Annotated in this window: 25 protein-coding genes; 16 read left to right on the top strand and 9 right to left on the bottom strand. The window is 40.3% G+C overall.

The window, feature by feature from the left end:
• Positions 1 to 339: 339 nt before the first annotated feature.
• From R7P64_RS15295 to R7P64_RS15335, 9 genes are all read left to right on the top strand, one after another.
• On the top strand, positions 340 to 987 hold the full coding sequence (locus R7P64_RS15295) for a hypothetical protein (protein WP_025634121.1): 648 nt from the start codon (positions 340 to 342) through the stop codon (positions 985 to 987).
• Positions 987 to 2,624, top strand: coding sequence for a hypothetical protein (locus R7P64_RS15300; RefSeq protein WP_025634122.1), 1,638 nt, complete (start codon positions 987 to 989; stop codon positions 2,622 to 2,624). The genes R7P64_RS15295 and R7P64_RS15300 overlap by 1 nt, the downstream gene beginning before the upstream one ends.
• Before the next feature lie 17 nt (positions 2,625 to 2,641).
• A complete protein-coding gene (locus tag R7P64_RS15305; RefSeq protein ID WP_025767022.1) occupies positions 2,642 to 4,204 on the top strand; it encodes a hypothetical protein in 1,563 nt (520 codons plus the stop codon).
• Entirely contained in the window at positions 4,194 to 4,934 is a 741-nt protein-coding gene (locus R7P64_RS15310; protein WP_069489435.1) for a hypothetical protein, read from the top strand. Before R7P64_RS15305 ends, R7P64_RS15310 begins: the two co-directional genes overlap by 11 nt.
• 7 nt (positions 4,935 to 4,941) lie before the next feature.
• Positions 4,942 to 6,765: a GspE/PulE family protein gene (locus tag R7P64_RS15315; protein ID WP_025767020.1), complete on the top strand. Its 1,824-nt coding sequence runs from the start codon at positions 4,942 to 4,944 to the stop codon at positions 6,763 to 6,765.
• A 3-nt stretch (positions 6,766 to 6,768) separates the two neighbouring features.
• Complete coding sequence (locus R7P64_RS15320) at positions 6,769 to 7,857, top strand: hypothetical protein (RefSeq protein ID WP_025767019.1); 1,089 nt, start codon at positions 6,769 to 6,771, stop codon at positions 7,855 to 7,857.
• Between the two features lie 102 nt (positions 7,858 to 7,959).
• Positions 7,960 to 8,544 (top strand): hypothetical protein, encoded by a 585-nt coding sequence (locus R7P64_RS15325; protein WP_025767018.1) that lies wholly within the window; start codon positions 7,960 to 7,962, stop codon positions 8,542 to 8,544.
• Between the two features lie 111 nt (positions 8,545 to 8,655).
• On the top strand, positions 8,656 to 10,071 hold the full coding sequence (locus tag R7P64_RS15330; protein ID WP_148299813.1) for a hypothetical protein: 1,416 nt from the start codon (positions 8,656 to 8,658) through the stop codon (positions 10,069 to 10,071).
• A 64-nt stretch (positions 10,072 to 10,135) separates the two neighbouring features.
• Positions 10,136 to 10,633, top strand: coding sequence for a hypothetical protein (locus R7P64_RS15335; protein ID WP_025634132.1), 498 nt, complete (start codon positions 10,136 to 10,138; stop codon positions 10,631 to 10,633).
• A gap of 539 nt (positions 10,634 to 11,172) precedes the next feature.
• On the opposite strand, the gene R7P64_RS15340 is transcribed toward R7P64_RS15335, so the two are convergent.
• The 8 genes from R7P64_RS15340 to R7P64_RS15375 all read right to left on the bottom strand — a co-directional run bounded on the left by R7P64_RS15340 (position 11,173) and on the right by R7P64_RS15375 (position 18,701).
• Positions 11,173 to 11,523, bottom strand: coding sequence for a hypothetical protein (locus R7P64_RS15340; RefSeq protein WP_042776347.1), 351 nt, complete (start codon positions 11,521 to 11,523; stop codon positions 11,173 to 11,175).
• 10 nt (positions 11,524 to 11,533) lie between these two features.
• Positions 11,534 to 11,929, bottom strand: coding sequence for a hypothetical protein (locus tag R7P64_RS15345; protein WP_213899640.1), 396 nt, complete (start codon positions 11,927 to 11,929; stop codon positions 11,534 to 11,536).
• An 80-nt stretch (positions 11,930 to 12,009) separates the two neighbouring features.
• Positions 12,010 to 13,023, bottom strand: coding sequence for a recombination-associated protein RdgC (rdgC, locus tag R7P64_RS15350; protein WP_025767016.1), 1,014 nt, complete (start codon positions 13,021 to 13,023; stop codon positions 12,010 to 12,012).
• A complete protein-coding gene (locus R7P64_RS15355) occupies positions 13,016 to 14,014 on the bottom strand; it encodes a hypothetical protein (protein WP_083123145.1) in 999 nt (332 codons plus the stop codon). The genes rdgC and R7P64_RS15355 overlap by 8 nt, the downstream gene beginning before the upstream one ends.
• A gap of 13 nt (positions 14,015 to 14,027) precedes the next feature.
• On the bottom strand, positions 14,028 to 16,586 hold the full coding sequence (locus R7P64_RS15360) for a DotA/TraY family protein (RefSeq protein WP_086484014.1): 2,559 nt from the start codon (positions 16,584 to 16,586) through the stop codon (positions 14,028 to 14,030).
• Positions 16,587 to 16,594: 8 nt separating this feature from the next.
• Positions 16,595 to 17,215 carry a hypothetical protein gene (locus tag R7P64_RS15365; protein WP_025767013.1) on the bottom strand — a complete coding sequence of 207 codons (621 nt, stop codon included), beginning with the start codon at positions 17,213 to 17,215 and terminating at the stop codon, positions 16,595 to 16,597.
• A gap of 2 nt (positions 17,216 to 17,217) precedes the next feature.
• Positions 17,218 to 18,366: a hypothetical protein gene (locus tag R7P64_RS15370; protein WP_025767012.1), complete on the bottom strand. Its 1,149-nt coding sequence runs from the start codon at positions 18,364 to 18,366 to the stop codon at positions 17,218 to 17,220.
• Between the two features lie 11 nt (positions 18,367 to 18,377).
• A complete protein-coding gene (locus R7P64_RS15375; RefSeq protein ID WP_025634145.1) occupies positions 18,378 to 18,701 on the bottom strand; it encodes a hypothetical protein in 324 nt (107 codons plus the stop codon).
• Positions 18,702 to 18,776: 75 nt separating this feature from the next.
• Between R7P64_RS15375 and R7P64_RS15380 the strand changes: the two genes are divergently transcribed.
• From R7P64_RS15380 to R7P64_RS15395, 4 genes are read left to right on the top strand one after another with little or no spacing between them, the layout of a single operon-like run.
• Positions 18,777 to 19,295 (top strand): hypothetical protein, encoded by a 519-nt coding sequence (locus R7P64_RS15380; protein WP_025767011.1) that lies wholly within the window; start codon positions 18,777 to 18,779, stop codon positions 19,293 to 19,295.
• Positions 19,288 to 20,079, top strand: coding sequence for a hypothetical protein (locus R7P64_RS15385; protein WP_025634147.1), 792 nt, complete (start codon positions 19,288 to 19,290; stop codon positions 20,077 to 20,079). Before R7P64_RS15380 ends, R7P64_RS15385 begins: the two co-directional genes overlap by 8 nt.
• Before the next feature lies 1 nt (position 20,080).
• Entirely contained in the window at positions 20,081 to 21,400 is a 1,320-nt protein-coding gene (locus R7P64_RS15390) for a toprim domain-containing protein (RefSeq protein ID WP_213899638.1), read from the top strand.
• A gap of 2 nt (positions 21,401 to 21,402) precedes the next feature.
• On the top strand, positions 21,403 to 22,710 hold the full coding sequence (locus R7P64_RS15395; protein ID WP_025767009.1) for a hypothetical protein: 1,308 nt from the start codon (positions 21,403 to 21,405) through the stop codon (positions 22,708 to 22,710).
• Between the two features lie 90 nt (positions 22,711 to 22,800).
• On the opposite strand, the gene R7P64_RS15400 is transcribed toward R7P64_RS15395, so the two are convergent.
• Positions 22,801 to 23,307 carry a hypothetical protein gene (locus R7P64_RS15400; protein ID WP_025634152.1) on the bottom strand — a complete coding sequence of 169 codons (507 nt, stop codon included), beginning with the start codon at positions 23,305 to 23,307 and terminating at the stop codon, positions 22,801 to 22,803.
• Between the two features lie 72 nt (positions 23,308 to 23,379).
• Here R7P64_RS15400 and R7P64_RS15405 point away from each other — a divergent pair, with 72 nt between their 5' ends.
• Genes R7P64_RS15405 through R7P64_RS15415 form a run of 3 tightly spaced genes read left to right on the top strand, consistent with a single transcriptional unit; the run spans position 23,380 to position 26,142 of the window.
• Entirely contained in the window at positions 23,380 to 24,009 is a 630-nt protein-coding gene (locus R7P64_RS15405; protein WP_025767008.1) for a hypothetical protein, read from the top strand.
• On the top strand, positions 24,006 to 25,031 hold the full coding sequence (locus R7P64_RS15410; protein WP_025767007.1) for a hypothetical protein: 1,026 nt from the start codon (positions 24,006 to 24,008) through the stop codon (positions 25,029 to 25,031). The genes R7P64_RS15405 and R7P64_RS15410 overlap by 4 nt, the downstream gene beginning before the upstream one ends.
• Entirely contained in the window at positions 25,021 to 26,142 is a 1,122-nt protein-coding gene (locus R7P64_RS15415) for a hypothetical protein (RefSeq protein ID WP_025634156.1), read from the top strand. Before R7P64_RS15410 ends, R7P64_RS15415 begins: the two co-directional genes overlap by 11 nt.

Raw genomic sequence — 26,142 nt, forward strand, 5'->3', positions numbered from 1 at the left:
AAATGCGATGAAAAGACCACTTTTCCTACTTATGGACGGGTCTACAATCGTCCCGGTTTTGACATTGCCAATAATGTTCAGCTGGAACTACCTTAAAGCCATGTGTGTTTTCTATGTATTAATGTCTTTAATCTCTCTTACCAAAAGGACACCATTAGAGTTTTTTATACACCTCCTGTCAAAATACAACCAAGGCAACAACTTGCCATATCGAAAAAACGAAATTTGGAAGCCAGATAACCGATAAGAAATTGTTCTTATTCGTAGGTTACCTTACAGCTTCGTTTATTGTTTGTTATCCGAAAATGACGTATATTTATCAAAATAATAGGGGTTACTATGATGAAATTAAGATTAATTTTACCTTTACTCGTGATGAGTAGCGCGCAAGCGGGGGTTGTATTTACTGAATACGAGTCAGATACAGCTTATGGTTTAAACGACATCCAATCTAAAGTCGGTTACCAAAATAAATTACCTGCTCACGAAATACTGAATGCTTTAGCACCAGCTGGTTGGCGGGTAAATATTGGACCAGGCATCTCTTCCCACCAATTAGCCTGGGTACCTTCACCTAATTGGCGCAGTGCTGTTGCTAAGATACAGGAACTAAATTCCGGTATTTATATTGTTCTAAATGAACAAGAACGAGTGTTGGCTGCATCCAAAAATCGTGAACACCTTACGTACCTTCAGACACGAACACCAAAACTCTGGACATTAGACCCTAAACTGTCACTTAAAGAGAACTTTGAGGTTTGGAATACAAAGTCCAATATCGACATTATTTGGGGCTCTAAATACGACTTCCCTGTTAAATCACGTTCGGTATTGATTGGTGACCTAACAGGAAGAGACGGAGTCTTAGATAGAGTGCTTAAGGAGACGTTAAAAACAAAAGAACCATTGTGGATTAGTTACAGCCCTGAAATTGGTGCTGCTCATATCCTAAAAGGCGGTTCTACTGAAAAAGGGACTTACCAGTAATGAACAACACATTGAAACTTAAAGCTCTCACACTAACCATTATCGCGCTTGTCAGTGGTTGTAGTACTCCTGGTAAAGATGCCAATAGAGTTGCGACAGCACAGGCAGACGCTGCCACTGAGACGATTCAAAAACACAGACTTAAACCCGGTATAGATCAGAGCGTCTACAGCGAAGACAATAATTACGTTATTCTTGGGGAACCTTTCAAGTTAAAAGAAAGGCAAGACCTTCCAGAGATTTTTCTTACCCCGAGTAAATTCATGTCATATCGCTCTAAACCCCTTAGCGACACGATTGACTATTTGAACAATAAGTATGCCTCGTATGGGGTTTACATTAGCTTTACTAGCGACGCTATCAAGTATCTTAACCAAGACTCTGGAAGTTCCAAAGCAAGCGGTGGTACAAGTGATTCTACTGGTGATGATTTAGACGTTTCGGCACTTTATACAGATACGAACAAAGGGTCACTATTAGATGGCGCAAAAGTGTCTATTTCCCTGAACTTTGAAAAGCACGTTGCTTTAAAGCAAGTGTTGGATGCTATCGCAGCAAAAACCAACCTATGGTGGAAATACCAATCTGATGGTCGTGTATCCTTTTACCGACAAGAAACTAGACACTTTCGGATCGACCAATATGCTGGTAGTACAACTTTAAAATCAAGTATCAATTCGTCTACTAGCGGTGGTCAGCAAGGCGAGGGGACAAGCTCTCAAACTTCGAGTTCTCACTCATATTCATTTGACCGTGACCTAGGGAAACCAATGGACCAACTCCTCAAGGGGATTAAATCCATTGCTTCTGAAGATGCAAAAGTAGAAGTGTTACCTGCACTAAGTATGGTTGCTGTAACTGACACACCTCGAAAGCTGCGAATTGTTGAGAACTTTATTGATGAGTCAAATTCTACTGCTGGAAAGATGATCAGGCTCGATATAGAGCTATGGGAACTGATCACTACAGACGAATCAAATTACGGCATTGAGCAATCTATTAAATACGCTAAGAATGACTTCGAACTTAAAATCGATGGAGTTCCAGTTGGTGATGCAGCTAAGTTAGGTGGTTTAGGGCTGAGTATCGGTGATGGTAGCTTCAAAGGCACTGAAATGGCATTGAAGGCTCTTCAGGGGACTAAATCTCTTTCGCTTAAAAAGTCAATTACGACAACTGTACCAAACAATGATGTTATTCCAGTCCAGTTCGTAAATGAAAAGAAATATGCGGATAAAATCGACCAAAGTGTATCTGGTGATGTTGTAACACAATCTGCAAGCACAGATACAACAACAAACGGTATTGTTTTCTTAGCTTCACCACGTGTTAACTCAGATGGAACAATTGCTGTCCGTATCGTAACTGATGTAAGTACCTTAAATGCAATTGACCCACTAGAAGTTGGTAATACACAACTTCAACTAACAGACAGAACTGTTACTGCCATGGTTAGCGCTAGAAATATCCGTTCAGGCGAAACAATGGTTATGACTGGGTTCGAGCAAGTGATTGACAATGGCCAAAACCAGTCAGTTCTAGGCGATTTGCTATGGATGTTTGGTGGCAATGACTCTAATGCTAAAACACGCTCAGTGATGCTAGTAATTATCACGCCTCATATCGAAAAAGTTTAACCCAATTAGGTCCTTTTATGCAGTCACTAGAAGAACTTGGATTTGATAGGCACTACATCGGTTTAGATTGGTACGAGGTTTCAGAATCCGATAAGACCATCCATATCAAAAATCTGGTTAACAAATACGACGCTACAAATGCAGTAATTGTTGAAGGGTCAACAATTGATGATGCACCAAAATCAACAATCGGTTTCGCTCAAAGCATAACGACAAAATACTACAGCGCGGCGGCAATCGTCGCTCGCGCTATTTGTGTCGATCACCCGAATGCTTTCTTCATACAAAAGCTACCATCCGGTAAATATTGGTATCTTTTGGTAATTGATAAGTGCCCAGCTGGTGGTGAGAATGATTTGGTATTTGAAACGGTGGAAGAAGTTATCCAACAGATCTTCGACCATTATCAAATGTACGATCTTCATCACGTAAAATTACGCTATGTAGTCCCTAATGAGATAACAGAAAATATCTCAGAACTATTTGAAGAGTCACGTTCAGAGTACCAACAGCACTCATATGACGTCATATGTGAAGCTGTACCTAATGAAAAGTTCGCTCAAATTCAAACAATTGAGCAGCTACTCAACACAAACCCTCTATCAAAGATAAAACCATCCCACATCGTATTTGTGGCTCTTGGAATTATATTTTTGATAGGTGTGCAGATATTTAAATCTAACTCCAAGCAAGAGTATGTAATTCCTGACATAGATTCAATGGTGAAGAAAGCATCAAGCAGTACTCTAGCTAAGCAAGCTGAAAACGATTTGAATCATAAAAAAATCGAGAGAATAGACAAGGCAAATGCAACTAAAGAGGAAGCAAAATGGCTTACTCAACGTTTAACCGCATCAGATCCTAAAAAGGTCATTTTGAACCTTAAAGCCTATATTAACTCTCTTCCTGTTGATGTTGGTGGATGGTTCCCAATGACTGTCGATCTCGTTACCAAAGGAATCATTACTAGAGACTCATCAACAGTAGACAAACCAGCAGACCAAGAGTTTTTTCATGAGACGACCGTTTTGTGGAAAAACGGAGGGACAACGGTTGCCAATTTTAGAGACAACATCGAATTCGATGGAACTATCACTTATTCACTCTCTGGAGAAGAGATTACTACGTCTCAAATAGTACCGCTTCCTAAACCAGACCATTATTTTGATGAAAGTGACGCTTTTATCTTCATAAAGGAAACTCACGGCCACTACCTAGACTTACTAACCTTCATTCAGCAACAAGCAGAGAAGACACATGGAAGACTGTACGGAGCGATTTCAGCAAACCGCAAAACAGAAAGGGAGATCCCTTTTAAAAACGAAACATATTCCACTGAAGTAAGAAACCCACAAATAGATTACACCGTTGTGAATGTACAACTTTCGTTAAGTGGGTTTGGTTGGGCATTTAACTATTTGGACCAACTAGCTAACGATATCGACAAATTTAAAAGCATGATTATACAGAGCATTTCGATAAATCTGGAAACAGAAGAGATCGTTCTTAAGATGCAGTACATACACGAAAGTAGCATTCTTAATCAACAAGACAAAGAGGTTTCATTACGTGAAAATTAATACTATTACCCTATGCATCGCGACCCAATTGTTGAGCTTTACAACTTTTGCAAATGATCAATCCGGGCAGACTTACCAAGACATCCAAAAACAACGAAGCCTCTCTATAGAGGAAAACAAATCACTCTCGCAAAATGAGTTGATACGAGCCCAAAAAGAGCATGCTAATAAGATGTTAATGCTTGACAATCAGTATCAGCAGCTTTTGATAGAAAATAACAAATTACTAAACGGTGGGTCTGAACCGAAAAAAGAGAAGGCATCGGATGAAGAGCGTTTAGCAAAATTCCAGGAGGAGACTAGGACAAAACGTAGAGCTCAACGAGAAGCTGAAGTTAATGCTCTGCTAAACGAAATGGAAAAACAAATCTTCGTTACAGATATTTATGAGATAGCTGGTCAGTTGAAAGGTGAGTTTTGGCATAAGGGGGCTATCCAAACTTTAAAAGAAGGGGAGAGCTTTGGGGACTGGTATGTAGATTCACTGTCATTTCAAGGCGCTGTAGTCATGCCTTTCGATTATTCAACTCACAAAATGGACAAATCAAGAGCACGACATATCACGGTTAAAACCTCTGACGAAGCAATTGACCGCTTTAAGAAAGCGCAAACATTCCGAGACCGTATTATCGAGCAGAAGATTGGGGAGCTTTCAGAATCAAGTATGTTTGGAGCCCCGGCGCCTACATTAATTAATGACTCTCCCTCTCAAGGTTTAATGTTCAAGTGAGAATTTCATGACTAGTACTAACTTAGCAGAGTATAGACCTGCAACCAGCATTGTAGAATCCAGCGCAAACGAATACGACATTTTGTCAGATTCAATTTCTGGTGATTTAATAAAGTACTTTGGTAGTCGTAGTAGCTCTAGTTCACACTTCTTTAACGACTTAACATACGACACTAGAGAACAACTTCCTTGGGCCTTAGGTGGTATCATTGACAAGCACAAAGTGTTACATCCAGCTTATGGTAAAAAATTCCTTATTTCGGATGGCCATATTCAAGGTGTGGAAGAAGGATACAACTACCTTACCGTATTAATGACAGAAGACTTTTCAAAGTCAATCACACAAGTTCGAGCGACTATCAGAGATGATTTGGGATATACCGATCATACTCATACAAAAGTCATTAATCTTAAGTGCTCAGAAGACCTAATCCTATTACTTGCTGATGTCATCTTCATGGGCTCTGAAGAAAACCAATCTAAAGATGATGAGGGCAGAAGTTTTAAAGCGATCACTGCGTCTGTTTTAGAATCACACCCTGCAACGTCAGACATTCACTTTGAAGTATCTAATATACCTGGCAACACGTTAGTACGTATACGTGTAGATGGCGATTTAATTGATTTCAAAGAATATACATACGATAGGCTTTACGAGACTGTTGATGTTGCTTACAACATCATCGGTGGGGATGAAGCATCCGGCTCTAGCATCCAAGGTAATAACCTAAGCTGGAAAGAACCTCAATCTGGTAAATTTATCTACACGTATAACGATACTCAAATTGAAATGCGTGTTGAATTTGCACCAAGAGAAACTGAGGGCGGTGGAGATCTAGTATGCAGGATTACCAGTAAAGGGGAGAAATCCTCTATAAGAAAGCTAGATAAAGCTGGATATCACCCAGTTCAAACGCTGTTGATTAAAAAACACTCCAGTAAAAAACAAGGAAATATACTGTTTGCTGGTGTTACAGGTTCTGGTAAGACCCAGTCCATGTATTCAGTTATCGATTACTTACAAGACCTGTACAAATCTACTCGGAAGTTTGTTACTGCCGAAAACCCTATCGAGATGAACTTAGAGGGCGTTTCACAAGTTAACTTAGAAGATAACTCTAGCGCTTCTGATAATGAAATGAACACATTAACCAAGCAGTTTGAACGAATTTCCGAAAGCTTCATGCGACTAGACCCAGATATCATGGGTACAGGAGAAATACGTTGCTACAATTCAGCAAAATTTGCAATTGAATCTGCCCGAACTGGCCATGTATGTTTCTCAACAATACATGCCGCATCTTCTTGTGATGTACCAGGTCGCTTGGACGGTTTCGGTGTAGCTAGATCAGTCTATCAATCATCAAACACCCTAACTGTCATCATTGCTCAGTCTTTAGTACGAACCGTGTGCCCGTCCTGTAGTCGAAGTTATGATGAGCTTCCGAATAACTCTCCATTAGTTTATTCATTAATACAAAGCTTATCTTCCCTAGAGTTACTTGAGTACCTGCCGAACATACGTTTCGCAAAGCAAGGTGGGTGTAAAGAGTGTAATTATTCTGTAGATGGCCGTGTTGGACGAACACCTGTAGCTGAAGTCTTGGCGCCAGATCAAACAATCAGAAACCTATGGGCTAAAAACGAAGATGATTTGGCTAAAGCTCATTGGCTAAACACTGGTGGTTTTACTAAGTTAGAGCACGCGATTTATAAAATGTGCAAAGGGATATTGGACCCTGAGATGATAGAACGTGAAATCGATCAACTTGCGGTCTCTCGATTGGTTCGTGAAGAGCTAAATGTTTCTCTCTACCACCCAGAGGTTTAATTAATGGAAAACGATATTAACCAAAAATTGCTCAAAATAAAGAGTCAATACCTTAGTGATGACTTCATTGATACCTTAAAGCTAAAGTCTACAAACTATCGTGTGGGCTCAAAGAGAAAGTCTCAACTTCTAGAGAAAATTGCATCACGTTTAGCAGATGGTGATTCCATCTTAAATGTATTGGACTCCCTCTATGAGGCCTATAAATCCCAACAACCAAAATCTCCAGAAACAAAATTTGTGAAATACCTGGCTGACCGGTATAGGTACAAACCAGTTATCTCTTATATGCTCGCTCCATTCTTTGATAAAACTACGATTGGTGTTGCCTACGCAATTGAGAAAAAAACAGCTGCCTATAAGGTAATACGTATTTGTGTCAGTCAGCTGCAGCGTAAACAACAGATGAGGGGGGCTGGTTTTTTAGGGATAGTCGGTCCTATCATAGGTGTTGGTTTAATCATGCTTATTTGTAGCCTTGCTCATTTATACATCTATGCAGTGTTGTTCAAAGGACTAAATATAAAACCAACTCCAATGATGAGTTTTGCAAGAGAGTTTACAAAAACTGTATACGAGATAAGCCCATTTGTTACTGCATTTCTTGTAATTTACGGAGTATGGGTAGTTTGGAGTTTACCCAATCAAATACATCGGAGATTAACTAAATTACCACCTTGGAATGTTGTTGACGCGATTAACTCTGCTATAACTCTGCAAACATTCAACGCCCTTTTGAAAGTGGGGATGCCTTCTTCAGAGGCACTAAAGCTGGTAGGTTCCCACTCAACGCCATATGTAAAACATTGGTGTCAAAAAATGCGTCTAAGCATGATTGGAGGAAAGAGTGAGGGGCAAGCTCTCGCTTGTGATTTCTTTAGTAGAGAACCAAGAATTGAGATTGAGTCATATGCTACAACCTCAGACTTTACAAATAAACTAGACGATATCACCGAAGAAGTATTTGCTAACACTGAAACGCTCGTGAAAAAGCTTACGACAGGGATCATGCTAGGCTGCATGATGGCTGTGTTAAGTGTAAACGCGATAGTAGGTCTCTCCATTTCTACAATTGGCCAAAACCTTAATTAACCTTGATAGTTCTATTAACAAGTTGTAACACTGATATTCCACTTGATTGATATATATCAATCATGTATAAAATCCAATAGCTTTTAACAAGGAAAAATAGCTATGTTATTCAAACCTAAACGTAATAATCCAAATAAACTTAACCGTATTCACGCAAAGCGACGTGGTGTATTTCTATCTACAGAACTCCAGCTTGTTTTGGCATTCTTGGGGGTAATGGTTGTTGGTTATGCAACTACCATGGGAGACTCCGGGGCTGAAAAACTTGTCGATGATGCAGAGAAAGCTTTACTACAAGCTTCAGACGAACTTAGACGAACAGTCGGTGGTTTCGGTTCTTACGCATCTGTTGACAATACAGATTGTTACGACAAGAACATCTGGCCATCCAGTTGGTTAAGTGCAACTCAAGATGAATTTACAACTCCATTCTCTGACAACGGTTTGACCTGTGGAAGCGTTGATACTGCTACTAACCGTGATGGCATTACGTCCACAGGTACAGGGAAGTTCTACACTTTCACATTCTCTAACGTAGAAACAGATCAGTGCAACCTCCTGGTTGGCCGTGTATTCCAAAATTTCGTTGAGATCCAGGTTGAAGGTACGCGAATTGATGGCAATGACACTCTTAAAACACAGTGTGCATCTGGCGATGAAGTAGCAATCACATTCATCAACCGTTAATCATTATTACTAAGAGTGGCCAATATGCTGCCTAGAACCTCAATCAAAAGACAAAGAGGCTTTTTCCTTCAACTTGGCATATTGGCCTCTACTGTCGCTTTAAGTATCATCATGTCCACTTACCTCATGATGAAAAGTGATCAATACGAATCTCAAGTAGACCAACTTCAAGGGCAGCGTATAGCAACGCTGCTTCATGCTATCAAGAATGCCTCAAGACAAAGTGGCGCATTAGCCCAATGGAATCAGCCGGGCCAACCCTTCCAAAACGGTGCTGAGCACATTGGAACAATGTGGTTGAAGCCAAACACCTGTGGTGGTACCCAAACATCTGAGTTCCTATTCTGTGACTTCGAAGATTCCCCTAGAATTGGGGATAACATGCAATACAAAACTGAAGTTACAAATGATGGAACCCAGGTCGAACTCAAATTAACTGTCTCAAATACTGCTGAAACTCGGGGATTTGACTTCTCTGGTGAAAACGGAGTCAAACGTTCATGTACTATAGCCCGGATTGCTGGTGGAGGTTTGGCAAACCTAAATTCAGGCACCTCTATCTCGCAAGTGGATTGCGACTTTGATACAGGTATCATTACTATGGATATCACTTGGGGCACAAGCTTCTCTGATGACCTGAGTATCCATGGTACAAACTCACCGTTAGCTACAATCGACTGGAATGGACAGGATGTCGATAATATGGACCGCCTTGAAGTATCTAGCATTGTGGACCGAGAAAACCCTGTATTTAGACTCGATTTGAATGGAACCAGCAACCTCAACAACATCAACGTCAATTCCATAGACGCGAACTCCGGAACTATTGACACGTTACGCTCCAATTCGGCAAACTTAACTAGTGTTCGCGGCACTGACCTTGATTACGATAACGCTGACATTGATCGTGCTGATATTAATAGAGCTGACATCAATAACGGCGATATAAATACAGCTAGTATAGGCTCAGCAACAATAGACCAAGCTACAGTACGGAATAGAATCAACCAAACCAATTCATCGCAAATGAATAATTTCGCAGGGGGCTTGGCAATCGGTACTGGTTCAAACATATCAACTCTCGAGAATGGCTCTCTTTATGTCCCTGGAGCCGTTGTTGATTTCAATGACCCCTCAATGTTTTTTGACCCAAATGGCGTTTCTCGAACAAGAGACATTCGTTTGACATCGAGAGGGGGTGTAGCTCTCTCAAACCTAACAAGTAAATATGTTCACCAAGGTTCCGCTACAATAAACGGAGTTGGTGCAATTAAAGGTGTAAATTGTGGTGATGGTGCAGGTTATGCGGCAAATAGAATTGTTGTAGACTGGCAAGATAGTAAGCGTTACCACTCAGCGAACGGTGTAGTCGTATCTGACTATTCATTAAACCGAATCGGTGTTACAAAAAATGCATCTGGCTCACAATTTCTTGTCCGCCTTTACTCGTATAATTTCAAAACTAAACTTTGGGAAACACCTAGAGAAAACCGAGCACTAGCAACTATCTATTGCTATTACCCTTAAATATCTTCCCTTCCAGGGCATACCAAACTATAATATATTATAGACTAAGCTTAAGGTATGCCCTATGAACCTACTTCTTGCTATCTTCTTTGGAATTCTTCGTACTCCGGCTCTACTTTTTTATGTAACTACAGGAGTCGTTCACTACGTAATGGGCAAGCTCGTAAGGACGGTCCTAATCCCTTTATCATACGTAACAGAGAAACTCCTTAAACCCAATCACTATCTAATCGGCCTTGGTGGCCTTCTAATACTATACAAAGGATATGAGTATCTACGTGCTATAGCAGTTTCAATTGCTGATACAGAAGTGTTTCTATATATGCCCGTTTGGTTACTAAGTTATCTTGAGTTTAGTGATGTACCATTTGATAGGCTAGGCTTGCCGGGTGCACAAAGACCACTTACAGAATCAATGTTAGATTTCGAGCAGGTATTGTTTGGTAAATTCGATGTAATTGATTTGTACTTGGTCTGGTGGTGGTTCTTTTTAGGGAGTCAACTAGGGCTTTACATCTACTATGCAGTAAACAGGCTTTTGAAGACAATGAACCTCGATTAAGACAATGAAAAAAGAGCCATTATCTGAATTAGTCTGAATGCAATCTGTGAGTTTCTTTATCTCGATGTGACTAGGTCTGACAGGTTGCCCTTAATCAGTTCTTTCCAATAGTTTGCTAGAGATTGATCAATCTTTATTGTCATTTCCACAGTGTTTCTGGTACCAATACGCCTCAAAAATGATCAAACCTTTGCTTTTTACAGTCTAAGAATCGCTTGAAAAGGCACATTTCCGATCAAAGTCTATTGTCCTCCGATAGTAATGACTTTCTTAATTTTTGCAGTAATAGTTTGCATAAATTGCAGAATTAACGACATAAAACCTATATGTGCTAATTCTATTACCAGTGCGTACAACATCTAGTGTTTCAATGGTTTTTTTGTCAACTTATCTTGCAAAACTATGCTGACTTATCCTGCAATTTTTCGCGTAGGCCATTGATACTCTGATTGAGCTTATGCGAACTTAGTCTGCAAACAGCATTTCTAATGTTCTCTATAGCTTGAGTGCTATACATAACCATATTTTCCCCTTGGTTGTTATACAGTTCCAATCTTCTTGATTTTAAAGTGTGGATTAGTTGCCAGCTTTTTATCTAGTCGAGGTGCTAACCACTCTTTAAACGCTTTTTTCCGTTCAGCTTTTCTAACATCTTCCACAGCAAATACTTTGTATTTTGCTTGTTTTTTTGGCTCGCCAAGCCACTTCTTGATAGCTGAATCAGTCCACAATCGTTCTGTTTTTAGTCGAGTTACCGTAATCCAGTTTTTCGACCACTCAACAAAACGCTTTCGCTCTTTGAGAGCTCGAATCTCTTGTTGGCTTTTAACCCAATTGGGATCGACTGCAAACTGCTTGTGGCCGATAAACCTACCGCGAGGCTTAGGCATCCTTCTCCCCCTACGACTGGTTAGATGGTTCACGGACTTTGAAGCCGTTTGGTCTAGTTAGTGAAACGGCATCACCAACCCTAGATACATTCCATGTTTCAATTAAGTTAACTTGGTCGTTTATAACTCGCACTTGGATGTTTTCTGTTTCAGGACCTATTTTGATGCAATTATTGCCTCCCACTGATTGAGAGTACCCAAACAACCAATTTACGGACTCGTAGGGGCACTCTTCGAATCCATGAACATAACCAATTTCACTATCATCAATCTGTAGCTCAGCTACAGGTGAGATGTAGATAGTAATATCAGCCATTTGCTCACTGACCATTTCGTTATAATCATCTACAAGGTCACAAGCACTCAAAAGAGGCAGTGCGATAGCTAATGTTAATATGCTTTTCAATTTCATCATTTCCCTTTAATGTTTTCAGCTCATCTACGTGGCGTTCTTCACGATAAACACGAGATCATGGCCCTTATACATCAATCAATGCTTTCAACAAATCCCTCTATTAGCTCGGATGTATTCGATTGCGCACCACCAGCGAATCCAGTTGAGCTATTTAATGAAGGTAAGATTTCTTTTATAAGGTTCAATATTGACAGTCGAGTTAAAGTGTAGGAGGTCATATCTTTAACTCTTTTTGCTTCCATCTCCTGGGCGGGATTATTGATCTCCATTTCCTTATTGGCCGTTTTTATTTTCTCTTTTAACAGCCCTAGTTGCTTGATCTTAGAAAACTTTAATTCGTTATTAACAGTAAACCCTAAAGTGGCGTTCCATTCGCAAGATAGTTGAAGTGGGCGCTTTTGCGCTAGTAAATTAGCATTGATTTCATCTGACTCAATATCCTGGTTACTGTATCTCACCTTGTTCGCACCGTTCGCTCTATTCTCAAATGCAATATCACCATTTTTAATTGCCAACGTAGGCGGTAACTCCAGGCTGCTAAGCCAACTAGTAAATACACTCGAAACATCATTATTAACTGTTAGCGGGCTCGCAGGAAATGTTTTGAATGTAAGCCTGAATAAATCAATAATCGCTTCAACTTCTTTTTTTCCACTTGAACCGATAAAAAGAAACTTTAGCTCAGTATTAAACCAAACAATGATATCTTTGAAACGTGTAAGCGATTTCGGTATAAGAAGGTTTTCACACATTTCACGTAAATTCTTGACATCTTGTGAAGAAACCTTGGCATTTACTCCCCATGTCCTGGGGGAATCTTGTGCAAGCTGAATCATTTTCTGCCTGACAGCTTCATCCAATGTACTAGATGCAACAGACCTAAAGCGCTTTTCTATACGAAAAATATAATCGTTTTCCAGCTTAATGTAAGGTTTATTTGATTGCAGTAACTCAGCCCAGCCATATTTAGTCTTAATCGCACCAGTCAAAGGTTTAGCCTTCAACCTTTCAAACATTTCAGAGTGCAGATTTGGCTCCAAGTTGAAGTCTTCAGGTAACTTGTAAATCACAAAGGTTTTAAACATTATTTACCTCGGCTTTATTGGAAAGTGGCAGTAACCGCATAGGATCTTTTTTGATGGCAACTAAAAATGAATACACAGAACCAAAGCGATTGGTGTCATATTGCCAATATAAATGCAGGTAATGAAAATAGATAAAGGAAGTAAATGCACTTAGCAAGGTCAAATACATGGATGTCATTAGGTAACTAAATTGAACCTCCGAGGTTACTATCGTTACAATAATGAATTTGGCAACACTGTTTACAGCAAAGAAGCAAAAAGCCAATACAAAAAATAGCGTTAGCCAAATAGACAGCTGTAGGTTTCTGGCTTTGCCTTCAACCTGTTCATCATTCATGTCGAAACCAGCTTTAACAACCTCATCAAAAGGTACAAGATTGAAGTGTACGGGGGTCTCCATGAACGGAACCATTTTCATATGGGCCGGGACAGCTCTAACAAGTTCCATGTACGTAGTTGGCTTCTCTTCGGTACGCTGAATGGTTAAATCATACCGTCCATCTTCCCCTTTTTTTAAAATCAAACGGTTCGCTGATTCAGAGGCAGTCAACTGAGGTAGATGAGGGTTAATTTCAAGCATATCGTTTGCTAGCTGCTCATTGGAATCACTGGGACGCTCCTCGTGTTTTAGAACCAACAAACGATTTCTGTCTTTCTGCAAATCAGGAATACCTCCATTAGCCTCTGAAAGCACACTCGATTCAACCAAGCTATAACCATGTTTCAGTAGATACTCTCTATTGACTTCGGTGTATGAGTCTAGATAAGGCAGGGACGTTAAAGGGTCAAAAGATTGCTGATAATCTCTTGCAGACTTTATTTCATTAAGTAGGCCTCCAGGGAGCCTGTATTCATTATGAATACTCTCCAGTGCTCTATCTATAGGGGTTATATGAACCCACTCAGTCCAAAACCTCAGTCTAAACATATTCCATGTCCAATCATTAGGTTTTTTGCTTGTAGCGCTTTTAAAAACAGTTGAAAGTATCATAGATTACATAGTCCTATTTGCTTGCACTTGGTGGTCGTTCAGACTTTTCACCATTTCCTTTGGTGCCATTTCCGTTATTACCACTGCCATTATTTTCATTGCCTTGCTGATCCTGTTGAGGTTGTTGTTTCTGAAGTGAACCATTAAAAGCATCAGACATTTTGTTGAAGGTACCATTGGTTGCTGATAGGTACTGTTCAGAATCACCAAATTGACCAATAGCATCCGTAGCAACCCAAGACATTAAATTGTTGGCTAATAAGTTCGGAGCTTTCAGACAATAAGTAAGTAAACCAAATAGAACGATAGGATATCCTCCTGTAAGCATAACTAAATCAAAAAGGTCCCAAGAGGAAGGTAGATTAACTCCAATTGACTTCCACCAAACGCTATTAAGGAAAGCTAAGCTGAGGTTACACATTGCAAACCCCAGCATTAGTCCAATTACATGAAGAGTCGGCCTCAGGAATATTGCTCCGTAGAGAGCGGCCATTCTTAGACCATGAACAGCCATTAGCCCTTCACCTGCAGCAGAAGCTAATAAAGCACTGCCCAGGGCAATGCCTGCCAGAGCTTCGGCACAAATGATGAAAAAAGCGGTAACAACAAATAGGAATGTAATTATTGGCACCATGGGCAATACATTTCCTAATATAAAAGCACCTAGAAGGCTTGATACAACCAATGGGGCTACTGTTTTAACGAAGAAGGCCAAAGGTATAGCGAATGGAGCTGACAAAGCAGAACTCTCGAGGGCACCTTTGATTACATCTGCGCCTTCAGTTGCCAATACAACGATGTACCAAATGTTCTTAAGCGCTTCACCTAACGTAGATAATAACGCCAAAGCATTTGTAGACCCTGTAACGTCGAATAGAGCTCCATCATAGTCAATGCCGCTCATCCCTGGCGTTTCTATTGCAGATGCCAGATTACCATTATAATTACCAAGGCTTAGAGCTGAGCTTAATATTCCGGAAGCAACAGATACTATTGCAGACTCGTTGCCAGTCGCCGCTGCTTTTGCGTTTTCATTTGTCGAGTGAACGGCCATTAGTGCGGACCAGTTATTCAACTTCTGCGCCTCAGGCCAATCTGATTTTATGTCTCCACTCATTGCAAGTTGTTCAGTTAAGTTCCAAGTGAACTTTGGAAAATTGCTTGCCAGCCAATACGTCTTACATTCGTTTGCTTCATCTATTTCATCATCAAGAGAGGAATCGAAAAGGTTTATACTTGGAATCCATGAGAATACAGAACGGCAGAAACTAGTTCTTTCAGGTATATTTGTACTCATTACATTGTCTAATGAAAAACCTACTCCAGATGAAGCTAATTGCATCATTCCATTCATACGGCTAAACGCTAGAGGAGCCATCATCCAGCCCCCTTCTGTTAACTCTTCGACCAGCGAGGATGAGCCTGATATGCTGATATTCGCTTTAGAACTACCGCAGCGACTTGCTTCATATTGACCCTGCCAAGACTGAGATAACTCCCCCATATAACCGCGCTCTACAACTTTAGACTTACACATTGCTAAATCAACGTGCGCTTTGAATAGGTTTTCAGCTAACTCTTTAGAGCCTAATTCATTGAGTAAATATTCACGATAATAAGAGTCATCACTTCTTCGCATTGCCGTTACATATTTTGATAAATCTGCGTTCTTCAGCCGCGATAACATACTCGATACAAGCGTGTGTAATTCTGACATGAAAGTGAACGTAGCCTCTGTACCATAGTAGTTCGAGTAATATGCAAGCTTTTGCTCCACTGATGAGCTAGCAGTAGGTTTACGGGCGAAATCAAACCTGATTGAACCACAGGCTCCTCCACGAAATTCTAAAATAGCGCCAGTATTTTCAGCCCCATTCTTTCCTATAGGCTCATCGACATAATTAAGAGAAGAAGACCCGCTTGAATTAGGGTACATTGAGCTGATTCGTGAAAATGATGGAAATGAGTCGGTTGGGAATATGCTAGATGTCCCATTTGAATTAATCGATTTTAAAGTGAATTTTCTATCATTTGAGCTTTCAAACAACTCAGCACAAGAAAGCATAGAAACCATAGTTTCTCCAACTGAGAACACTTCTCCTACATTCGTAGACGCTATTTGCGCTCCAGTATGATTCACATAATCATTTACTCCAGCTTTCCAGGATACATCAGCTGCTCCCGCACCATGGACGATTACATACATCCCAGAAGCTTGTCCTACCGATACAAAAGAACCAGCAGCATGAATCATAGGTGCCAATGACCCCAACGCTATTGCAATTCTTAATGGAACGTATGGTGACATTTTCCCAAAGACATGACCTGTAGCAGCAGCATTCATCATGATGTGACCAGAGTTATATATGACATTTATTGATCCATAGAGTAGGGCTAAGAAATTGAGCCCCCCCAACATGACCATTAAAGGCGTCAATGTCGCTTCTACACTCTGATTACCAAAAAGGTGATGTACCCAACCACCGAATAAAATTGCTAAAAAGTTTGTTGTCGACCCTGTCTGAACATGAGCCTCTATACAAGTAAGAGTAAAATCTGCACAAGTTGCCATAGGGGACCTCAGTTCATGGTTGCAGCTGTGATAGTGTTGCTCAGTGATTGATAGAAGAAATCGATGTACACAAGGAAAATTCCGAACCCCATATGAACAACAATATGACTAAACTTAATTTGTCCTGACATCTGTGGATTGGCTAAGAGAGTTATTCCCATCACACCTCTGAAGTAAGATATAACTCCGTAAATAGACATGACCGCAAAACAAGCTCGTATAGCAATAGAACGAGTTTGCATCCCCGTTCCTACGGTAGAAACATTGACTAGGTTAGTAGCTCGCTGACTTATGTCATCAAACATTGCCGCTGAATAGGGAGTGCTAAAGTCTAATCCTGAACCATGCCAAAATAGACTCCCCCAAGCAGCTATTCCTTCTCCAAATTTCCACATAAATGCTGAAGCGATAAAAACTGCCATTATCAATTTAGGTGAGGGAGGGCTTCCATACATTTGACTCACCATGGGGGACGACGTTCTTATCCTCATGAGGGAAAGCCATAAAAAGACACCATGGACAAATAGATATAAACCCAGCCCCTGAGCTACTAAGATTATTCCATCAACTAAAATGACAAATTCATGCGTCAGAAACCGCTCTAGAACGTCAGTGACCTCTACAGCCATAATTAGTATTTCCTTGCATTTCCAGCTATTTCATTTAGCAGTTGAGTTTGTAAGCCTAAATTGAATTCGCTTGATAGCTGGGAATCCAGTATATGACCCAGCAGAGCAAGGACCCTTGCATCAATTTGAGCGTTCATTCTTTGGACTTGTTCCACAGTGGTAAAATTAGCCTTGCAAGCTTGACCAGCTGGCGTGTTTAACCAATCATCCATTTCACGCTGGGTATTTACCATTGCGGCTTTACGTGAATAACAAGACTTGTCACCACCATTTCCGTAGAGCTTTATTTGCTCAGGAGAGTTATAGAAATCAATATCAGCCTTTATTTGCTCAAGAATAGATTGAATAGGGCGCCCATTTTCATCACGAGGGTTGGTGAGCCCGTTAACTCTAAGAGCTGTATTAAATCCAGCTGTTGTTCTTAGATGACGTTTAAGCCATCGGTTGTAAGCCATCTTTGCATCTGCACCCGAGCTTTCATTGATAACTTGGTTATTCTCACCGCGGGGCATTTTATTTATTTCACCGGAGCTAAAAAGTACTTTAAGCATAGTGTCAGTGCGCTCTTTCTCATCAGTCGATTTGGAGTAGCCACCTTCACCCATGCCGGGTAAAACACCTTTTATATTTAATAAATCGAGTTCAACAGTATCTCCATGCGTAACGCCCTCTAAAAGTGATACAGACTCATCTGCTAATGATTGCAGCCCTGTTTCACATCTATCTCCTTCACATTCAATTTCATCTGAAAGCTGCACAGCAAAATCAAGGCTATTTGTCTGGGCTTCGCAATAAAAGTCATCTGTAGCTTCATAAAGTGCAGACACCGCTGCTATGCCATCACACATCAATGGTGAGGGTTCCATCTTTGCTTGAAGCTCAAGGTTAGAAGTTTCCGAAACACTGTTAGAAATGGCCTGTGTTGATGCGAGTTCGCGCATCGTATCTTGAGATGCTTTCCATTCCTCCATTAGTTCTGTCATTGTCATTTCAGAAATCTTTAACCCCTTTTCTTCAGCCCATAACATCGCATCTTGAGCACTTTGGCTGATTATCTGACCTAAGCCTGTTGGGTCTGTACAGATTACGGCGTTTGCTTTCCCTGGCAATAAGACCGCGAGGGATAAACTTAATAACGTTTTCTTAAACATTAGCGTGCTCTCTATAAATCAAACCCACCAATATCAAATGATAGGTCTTGAGTTGGTTGAGACGGTGAGTTTCCATCATTTGATGGTTTAGATGGAGTTGCTTCGTTGAATAGTTCGGAGAAGTCGAGTTCAGGCACTTGTGTATGTTCAATAGAATGACCAGTCTTCAACGCCCTATCCGTATTCAATGCGTATTCTGAAACACCAATTTGCAGACACATATGTTCAAACTTTGCATCGTTTAGTCCAACCTCGCGATTCGAGGCAGGGTGGTTTCTTAAGATATGCATTTGTGGGTCGACCAATGGGCCGATAATTGAGTTATTGAATTTCATTTCAACCTCTAATAGACTCGAAACTAATGTCATATTACAATAAAAAACAACATCAGCAAAACCCAAAAGTCACCTATGATTAGACTAACGTTCGATAAAAAATGGATAGATGAATACTGGCAAGAGGTTGAGCCAAAAGTAATGAGCAGCATTTCATCCTTTGAGGCCAGAGAAAGCTGGGTTGTTGAGGATCAGTCTCCATCATTAAGAGAACTTAATCGCATTGCTGAAAACCTACCTCAATTAGCAAATTTCCCATTGAATCAGGATGTGCAAGAGCAAGCCGATCGATTACTCGTAATCTTGGGGTGCTTACCGCTAAAAACGTCTTTAGCTGCTTTTGGTTGGCTGGGGGCTTTCAGTCAAAACGATCACAAATGGAATTACATCGTCTCTATCCACGCGAACCAAACTCTATCGAGTCAAAGGATAGAAAACCGAAACCGGTATAAGTTTGCCAAAATTCTTCACACAAGATTAAACCTCTTCAATTTTCTAATCGAATTCGACAAGCAATATTTGAGTGACGATGCAACTCGATTGGCACTGGCAACTCACAAAAGATTAATTCAGGAGAATACTAAGGATGGATAATAATAAAATTATTCGTTTTGCACTTCTAGCTTCAGTCATTGCAACTGTCACTCCCTTTAAGAGTGAAGCAGCAAGGGTATGTCGACAAAAAGTCTCATTGCCAGCACCTTCAGCTGGTATATGTGACGTAGATACTAGCAATCCTAAGATGGGAAACCCATTTGCTTATATAGACCCGACACAAGGGTGTGATTTCTCTTTTAGTTTGCCAGGTCTACCTTCGTTTAGCCTCGATGGTTTACAAGGAGCTCTATGCGATACCATTCAGGATATTGGGCAGCAAGGCATTGACGACGCACTTGGCCCTGTACTTGATGCGATTCCAGATAGTGTAGACCTCGACCTAGATAATTTGATGGAAGGCATCTTCGATGATCAAATTGAGATGCAAAGTAAGTTTTGCCCTGTCTATGACGACAAGGGAAAACTGGTTTCGTACGAATGTGCGTCTGATGGGAATGGTGGCGGTGACATTATAGACATAGAAGACCCTGATCATGGAGACAGAGAATGTTATACACAAAATGGAATTACATACTGTAAGGATGATGAAGGAGAGGTAACTGAACCAGACCCAGAACCTTATGACCCTGAGAAAGACCCAACTTTGCCAATATGCTCAGAGTTAGACAGTTTCTTTGACTCTGAAGGTAACTTAATACCTTGTAGAAACGGTACAAGCAGACAAGCCGTTTACCCTCAATCTGAACAAAACCTTCCTAGTTCATCAAGAGATACCAACCAATCTACCAAACCAAAATGGGATGTGAAAAAAGGGTGGTAATGTGAATTTAATACTTGTTGAAAGCAGCCTTAAATCGAAGCAAGTTAACTTGGCTCTAGGTGCACTAGGTATTCAAGAAGAGTTTACTTGCGGATTTACTATGGGGAGAGTTTTCGATTTTAAGGTCGGAGACCCTTCTCTAAAGTGGTCCCCAAGGAACTCTGACGTATACCAGTATATGTCTACTCAAATTCAACGCTCAGACAATGTTATCGCTATGACAGATGCTGACGAACAAGGAGAGTACATCGCCTACCAATTGCAAACCATAGCAAATCAATATGGTCGTTCACTTGTGAAAGCCGATCTGAGTGAGTTATCACCTTTAGGCATAAAAACAGCACTGAGTAAGGTTAGGCCAATAAACCTAGACGTTGTAGCACAAGCACATACAGAACGACTATTAAATCTTAAAGTAGCCAATTATGGTATCAATCAGGGTATTGGACCAACGAGTATTCATAAGTTAATGGTTGCAAGCCATTTAATGGATACACCTACTCTTAATGTAGCTACATTCTTAGATGATGAAAGTTCCGTTAAAGCCCTAACTTACAACACTTCTCTAAAGTCAGCCGAGTCTGAATTAGTTGAAGTTCCAACGAAACCGCCATCAACCTTAAACATCTACCAGAACGTAGCAATACACTACGATACGCCTGTCTGTGATATCGCAAATAATCTTCAAGACTTATATCAATCTGGAAAGCTTTCATACGGGCGTGTGACCGAGAATTATTGGTATCCAAGTGCAGAGAACTCCGTAGAAGATACCCTAAGCGAGCTTTGTGTAGCTATAGACATGGAAAGATTTGCGGCATTAACAGAAAGAAACCAAGCCCACTCAGCTATTTATGTCGTTGATCATCGTTCCGTGTACAGCAAACATTCAGAAGTAGAAATGGTAACTGAATTTACAAAAAGTGCTTTGGGCTTGAGCGATAAAAAGACGTATCTAGCTGATGCTGGTGGACCTATTTTGTCAACTGAAGAACTAGTTCAGCCTGGTTTAAAACGCAGCTCCCCAGATATCCAGATCTTACAAAGCTTAAATGAACTTGGCCTATATAAGCCTTCTACCAGCCCAACTCTTTGTAGTTCCCTTAGCTCAGCTTTTTACATTAACTCACAACTGAACAAAGAAGCTCTAAAGTTTCAGTTTTCTATCACTAAGCGTCTTTTCCCTTCTCTCTTAGAACATATAGAGATGCGTCAAAATCCAATCACCCAACAAGTAAACCATAAAGTAGATGGGACGGAACTAACTATCACTAACAACATGGCCAACACCTTGTTTGATAATTTAACGATGAGTAGGTAATCATGATCAAATTCCATAAAAAGAAAGGTTTAGCACTATCATTAATGGCCTTAGCCAGTTTCTACGCTTTTGCTGAGTATAAAACTGATAAAGCACCTATAAAAAGTAATCCGACAAGTGAGGTTTATGTTAGTGGATCGAGTACTTTGCCAATTGAACACCTCGTTGAAGAAAAAATGAGTGTAACCACATACAAAATAATTAAAATCATGGAAGACACTAACCTTTATGCCGCCTTCACAAATAAAGGGACATTCATTGTTGATAGCGATGTTAACTTTGCAATTAAGGGGAAAATGATTGATCTGTCCAATGGCGATAACATCCTTGGTCGTATATTCGGCGCACATAAGGATGAGATACAGTCAATAATCACCAAAGAGAAGGCAATAGTTGCTTTCACCGATAGCAGTCATAAAGCTTCAGTCAAATTGAGCGACACCAAGCCCAAGCCTCAACCAATTCCAGCTGAACCTTCTGAACATAACACCAACTTAAACAGCTCTCATGAAGAAAAGATTAACGAGATTTTACGTAAATCTCCAGGAGTTCAGGCGTTAATCAAAAGAAAGTTGGCCATGGAGGCGAAACAAGAACAGCTTGAGCATCAAGAAAGTTCTGATTCTAGCAAACAACAACCCGTAACCCAGTCATCTATTCCAAGCGTAAGCTCCGAAAAAACATCTAACACAATCATGGATGAATTAAAGAACATCGAGCCTCATATGCGTCAAAAGTTAGGACCTACATACGCTCCGATGCTTCTTCCAGCAATAGATGATGATAGCTTTATTGTTTATGAAAATGATGCAGATGTCCCTTATAAGGGAACTTTGACAGTTGCTACCGATTTTAGTTGTCCAGTATGTAAACAGCTACATACTCTAATTCCTTCTTTAAATGCTGAGGGTGTAAAGGTACGTTACATGCCTTATCCTAGAAAACGGATTATTGATTACCCATTCGAGAATAACTTTACAGTCGATCAGTATATATATCGTACTCACCAAGAGCCCCTTAATAGCTTTGGTGAGTTAGTGCTTAATGGATACTGCTCTGATGATAATAAAGCCGCTTACAATGAACTCTTTTCAACTAAGAGCTTAAGAGACTTTCCAAGTAACATTTCGAAGAGTTGTGAAACTAAAATGAGGGAATTCAAGATTTTGGGCGATTTAATGTTCGCAGGTGGAACTCCCTACCTAGTTTGGGGAGACGAAGACACTCCAGCAAGTGAAAGGGGTTATATTCGCGGAGTTATGAGAAGTGATAGAACAATTTTCGATCTACTAAAACGAAAGGAAAGTTAGTAACTAGATAATAACTTTAGATATCATCCCAAACCCTGAAACTTTATTTGGCCCATCTTGGGCCAAATTTTTATTCAATATAATAAAAGTCTAATCTATGGGAGTTACTACTATTGCATCCGCATCATCAGATTCATGATTACCGTCATATGGCACTAGAGTAATTAGAGAGGCAGATTCTAACTTGTTACCAACGCTTGCTGTAACAGGTAGGCACATATGAAGTTGACGATTCTCACTCTTTGTCATGTTATGAACCCCTCTGCGAGATCGTTCAGAAACAATCACCTCCGTTTCGACTTCATAATGCAATTGCAATTCGTGACTACTTGATAAAGAGAGTGGTGTTGGTTCTACTTTGAACCCGGTAAACTCAATTTTCTTTACAGCATCCCAAACTTCACCTAGTGGCCAACCTAAATAGTGGTTGTGTTTTGAATCAATAGAATAAGCAATCATAGAAGACATACTCCTTGAAAGTCCTATTCTACCTTCCGACACTTCTTTAATTTCTAGGCTGAAGATAGAGTATAGCTCTATGTCTGCTCGCCCACTAACTGCAGCAATCCAGGCTGCATTTCCCTCATAGTCACCCATTTTACACCATTGTTTTTAATTGATGAATGTCCTATATTATACAACTATTACCCCCCGCGCAACGAGGCAAACATGAGGTTCGAAGATAGCCTACAAGACCATGTTTTTGATTCAATTAGTAGGTCATTAGGTCTAACTATCAATGAAAAGCAACACCTTCAATTTGCAGTTAACTGGAACACGAATGAGTTGATGCTTTCGTCTTACATGGCTGCTAATGCTCTTAACGGAACATCTACGTTTAACTGCCAGCTTCCTATTGTTTCTATTGATGAAGATGGGGATATAACATCGCTCGAACTCCCCCATGAAATTGATTGGAGCAAGCCAAAGCAACAGTCCCTTCTATCCATAATAGAGATGCACGGTATTCGTCTTGATAAAAGTGAACCTAGTGAAAACTTTAAAACATGGCTAAGAGTTGCACAGCTGAATGAACTACATAGTGTTATTAAGCGATCCGTTGAACACCATCGTAGTAGCAATGCACCGAATGCCCATCAGATTCCGTTGTTATTAGATAGAACAGACTATCTCTTCGAACCTTCGTCAGGATTGGCCGTACCTAACACGCAATCAATGCTAAGTAATCGTGTTGAAAACCAGATAATCAACCAGACAACCTACAAGCACAATCTAATTCCAGATAACGAAATAGTGGTTAACCCAGCGTTAGACAATGCTATTGGGGTGGAAAGATGAAGAAATTCTTTACAATTGGGGTGGCTATTGTTGCATTCATTCCGTACACAAGCCATGCATTCTTAGCTTGGACGATTGTAGATCCAGCCAAAACAGGTCAAAAAGCTAGTCAAACAGCCACTGATGGTATGACAGCAGCTGAAAGAGCGCTGACTAAGTCTCAAGAAATGGCAAACGAGATCAATAACGCGATTAAATCATTCCAAAACGACGACAACCTCAAAGCTTTCCATACAGCTACTGTATCAGGTAGTCACTCTGAAACACACAATTTGCTAATGCAATCAAAGATGGAAGTTACACCAGGCCTTTGTGAATTTGTTGAGAGGGCGTATGTAGCTAATTTTGATGAACAAGGCTGTCTATTCTTTGATGATGATGGCCTAACTAGTTCACTAGTAATTGAGGGGGAGAAGGTACTTCCTGGAAAACTAGCTGAAGAAACTTTTGATAAACTTAAGTCCAGCATATCTCATAGAACTCCTATTGGCGCACCTAACCTTCACGAAGAATACACAATCCTTCTAAATGACACCTTTGGGCAAGCAGTATTGAGTGAGTTATCGCACGAAGACCGTTTAGCTATGGATCAGTTAGTTGGTCTGTTAACAACTCAAAATCAATCTACGATCCCTCACCCAAAAGACATGAAAGGTTCTGACGATGAACTCAGATTAACTAGAAAACTGAATAGATACCTTCGAAGTGACTTAGCGATTGCCACTATGAAATCGAGTTATATAAAACGCTCCCAATTGAGCGATATGAACTCTATTCAGTCAGATATATGGCAAGGCAGAACGGAAGAGCTTAGCGATATGAAATCCTTAGGAATGCCTGTAGAGACAGTTAATGGGCTGTCTCCTAGGCCGACCAGCGAAAGTGTTGCTCGGATGAATGCAATTCAATCAGCACGATTAGCAAGATACCTTTTGGCCTACTACGAATCACTACTTACAAGAGAAGCCAACCTTGCTCTTAAGACTCAAATTTTAGCGGAGTTAGCAGAAAATGGACTATAACAAACACTCAATAACAGACCTTATTAACAGCATCCCGCTAGAGTCTATTAGGCTTGAAACACCTGACTTTGAATTCGCAAGCCAAGGACAGAGCTTAAGCACTTCTTCTGTAGCTCCCAATTTACCAGAAACTATCAACTTCACTCCAATATCAGAAATAACACCTGACACACCAATAAAACGGTATTCATTTTCACCTACCGTTAACATTGAAAGTACTGGTATCGATGCTGGTGGTATTACAAATGTAGCTGCGAGCTTAAAAAATTCAGCTATTGAGCACTCCGTAGGAAAAGGATCACCTTCAACTGAAGAGCATGTATTGAAGCATACTGAACCTGCTGAGGAAAAGCATATAAAAACAAAAGAAGAACCCCCAGAACAAAAAACTGCATCCCCAGACCAACCAGCAACTATTGAACGTAATGTTGAGAATGAAAACGTTCCTAAACAGGATGAAGAGAAACCAAATAATAGAAAAAAAACTACCCCACCAAGTAAGGAAAACGGAAGGGAGCAGGATAGTGTACAAAATAAAGAAAACAAGAAGGTCGACCAGTACAACCAAAACATAAATACAAATAGGAACTCTTATGGCCTATTTAACCTCAACCATAACGGCTCCAAAGCTCAAGGTGGGCCTTCTTTCTTAACAAACTCCTACAACAAATTAAAAGGAGAACAGCCAGGGTTGAAACAAATCAACAGTGTCATTGATAGGTCAAGAGATCTTCAACAGTCCTACCTGGACCTAAAAGGACTGATTGCAGAAGGAGCACCAGCTTCAACACTTAAAAAAGCTGAGAAAAACTTCGAGAAGATAGCTAGTGACCTAAATAAAAGTGTTTCAAAAGTTCAAAAGGGATTGGACAACCTTGGTCCTAATGCGATTGACCAACTAGGCAAAGCCGTAGGCCAAGACAAGCTATCCCAATGTAAAAAATCACTTGAAACTGCAACTAAATTACTTTCTGGAGAAAACGTTCAGGAAGTAGGTATGCAGACTAGCAAGATTGTCCAGAAAGCTGCGGAAAACATGCACAAAACTGTTGAAAACATTACAAATACAATTAACACAACCATCAACATGCTTGGGTTAGGAAGAGGTTAA

The sequence above is a fragment of the Vibrio sp. 2304 genome (assembly GCF_033339475.1).
GTDB classification, from domain to species: Bacteria; Pseudomonadota; Gammaproteobacteria; order Enterobacterales; family Vibrionaceae; genus Vibrio; species Vibrio alginolyticus.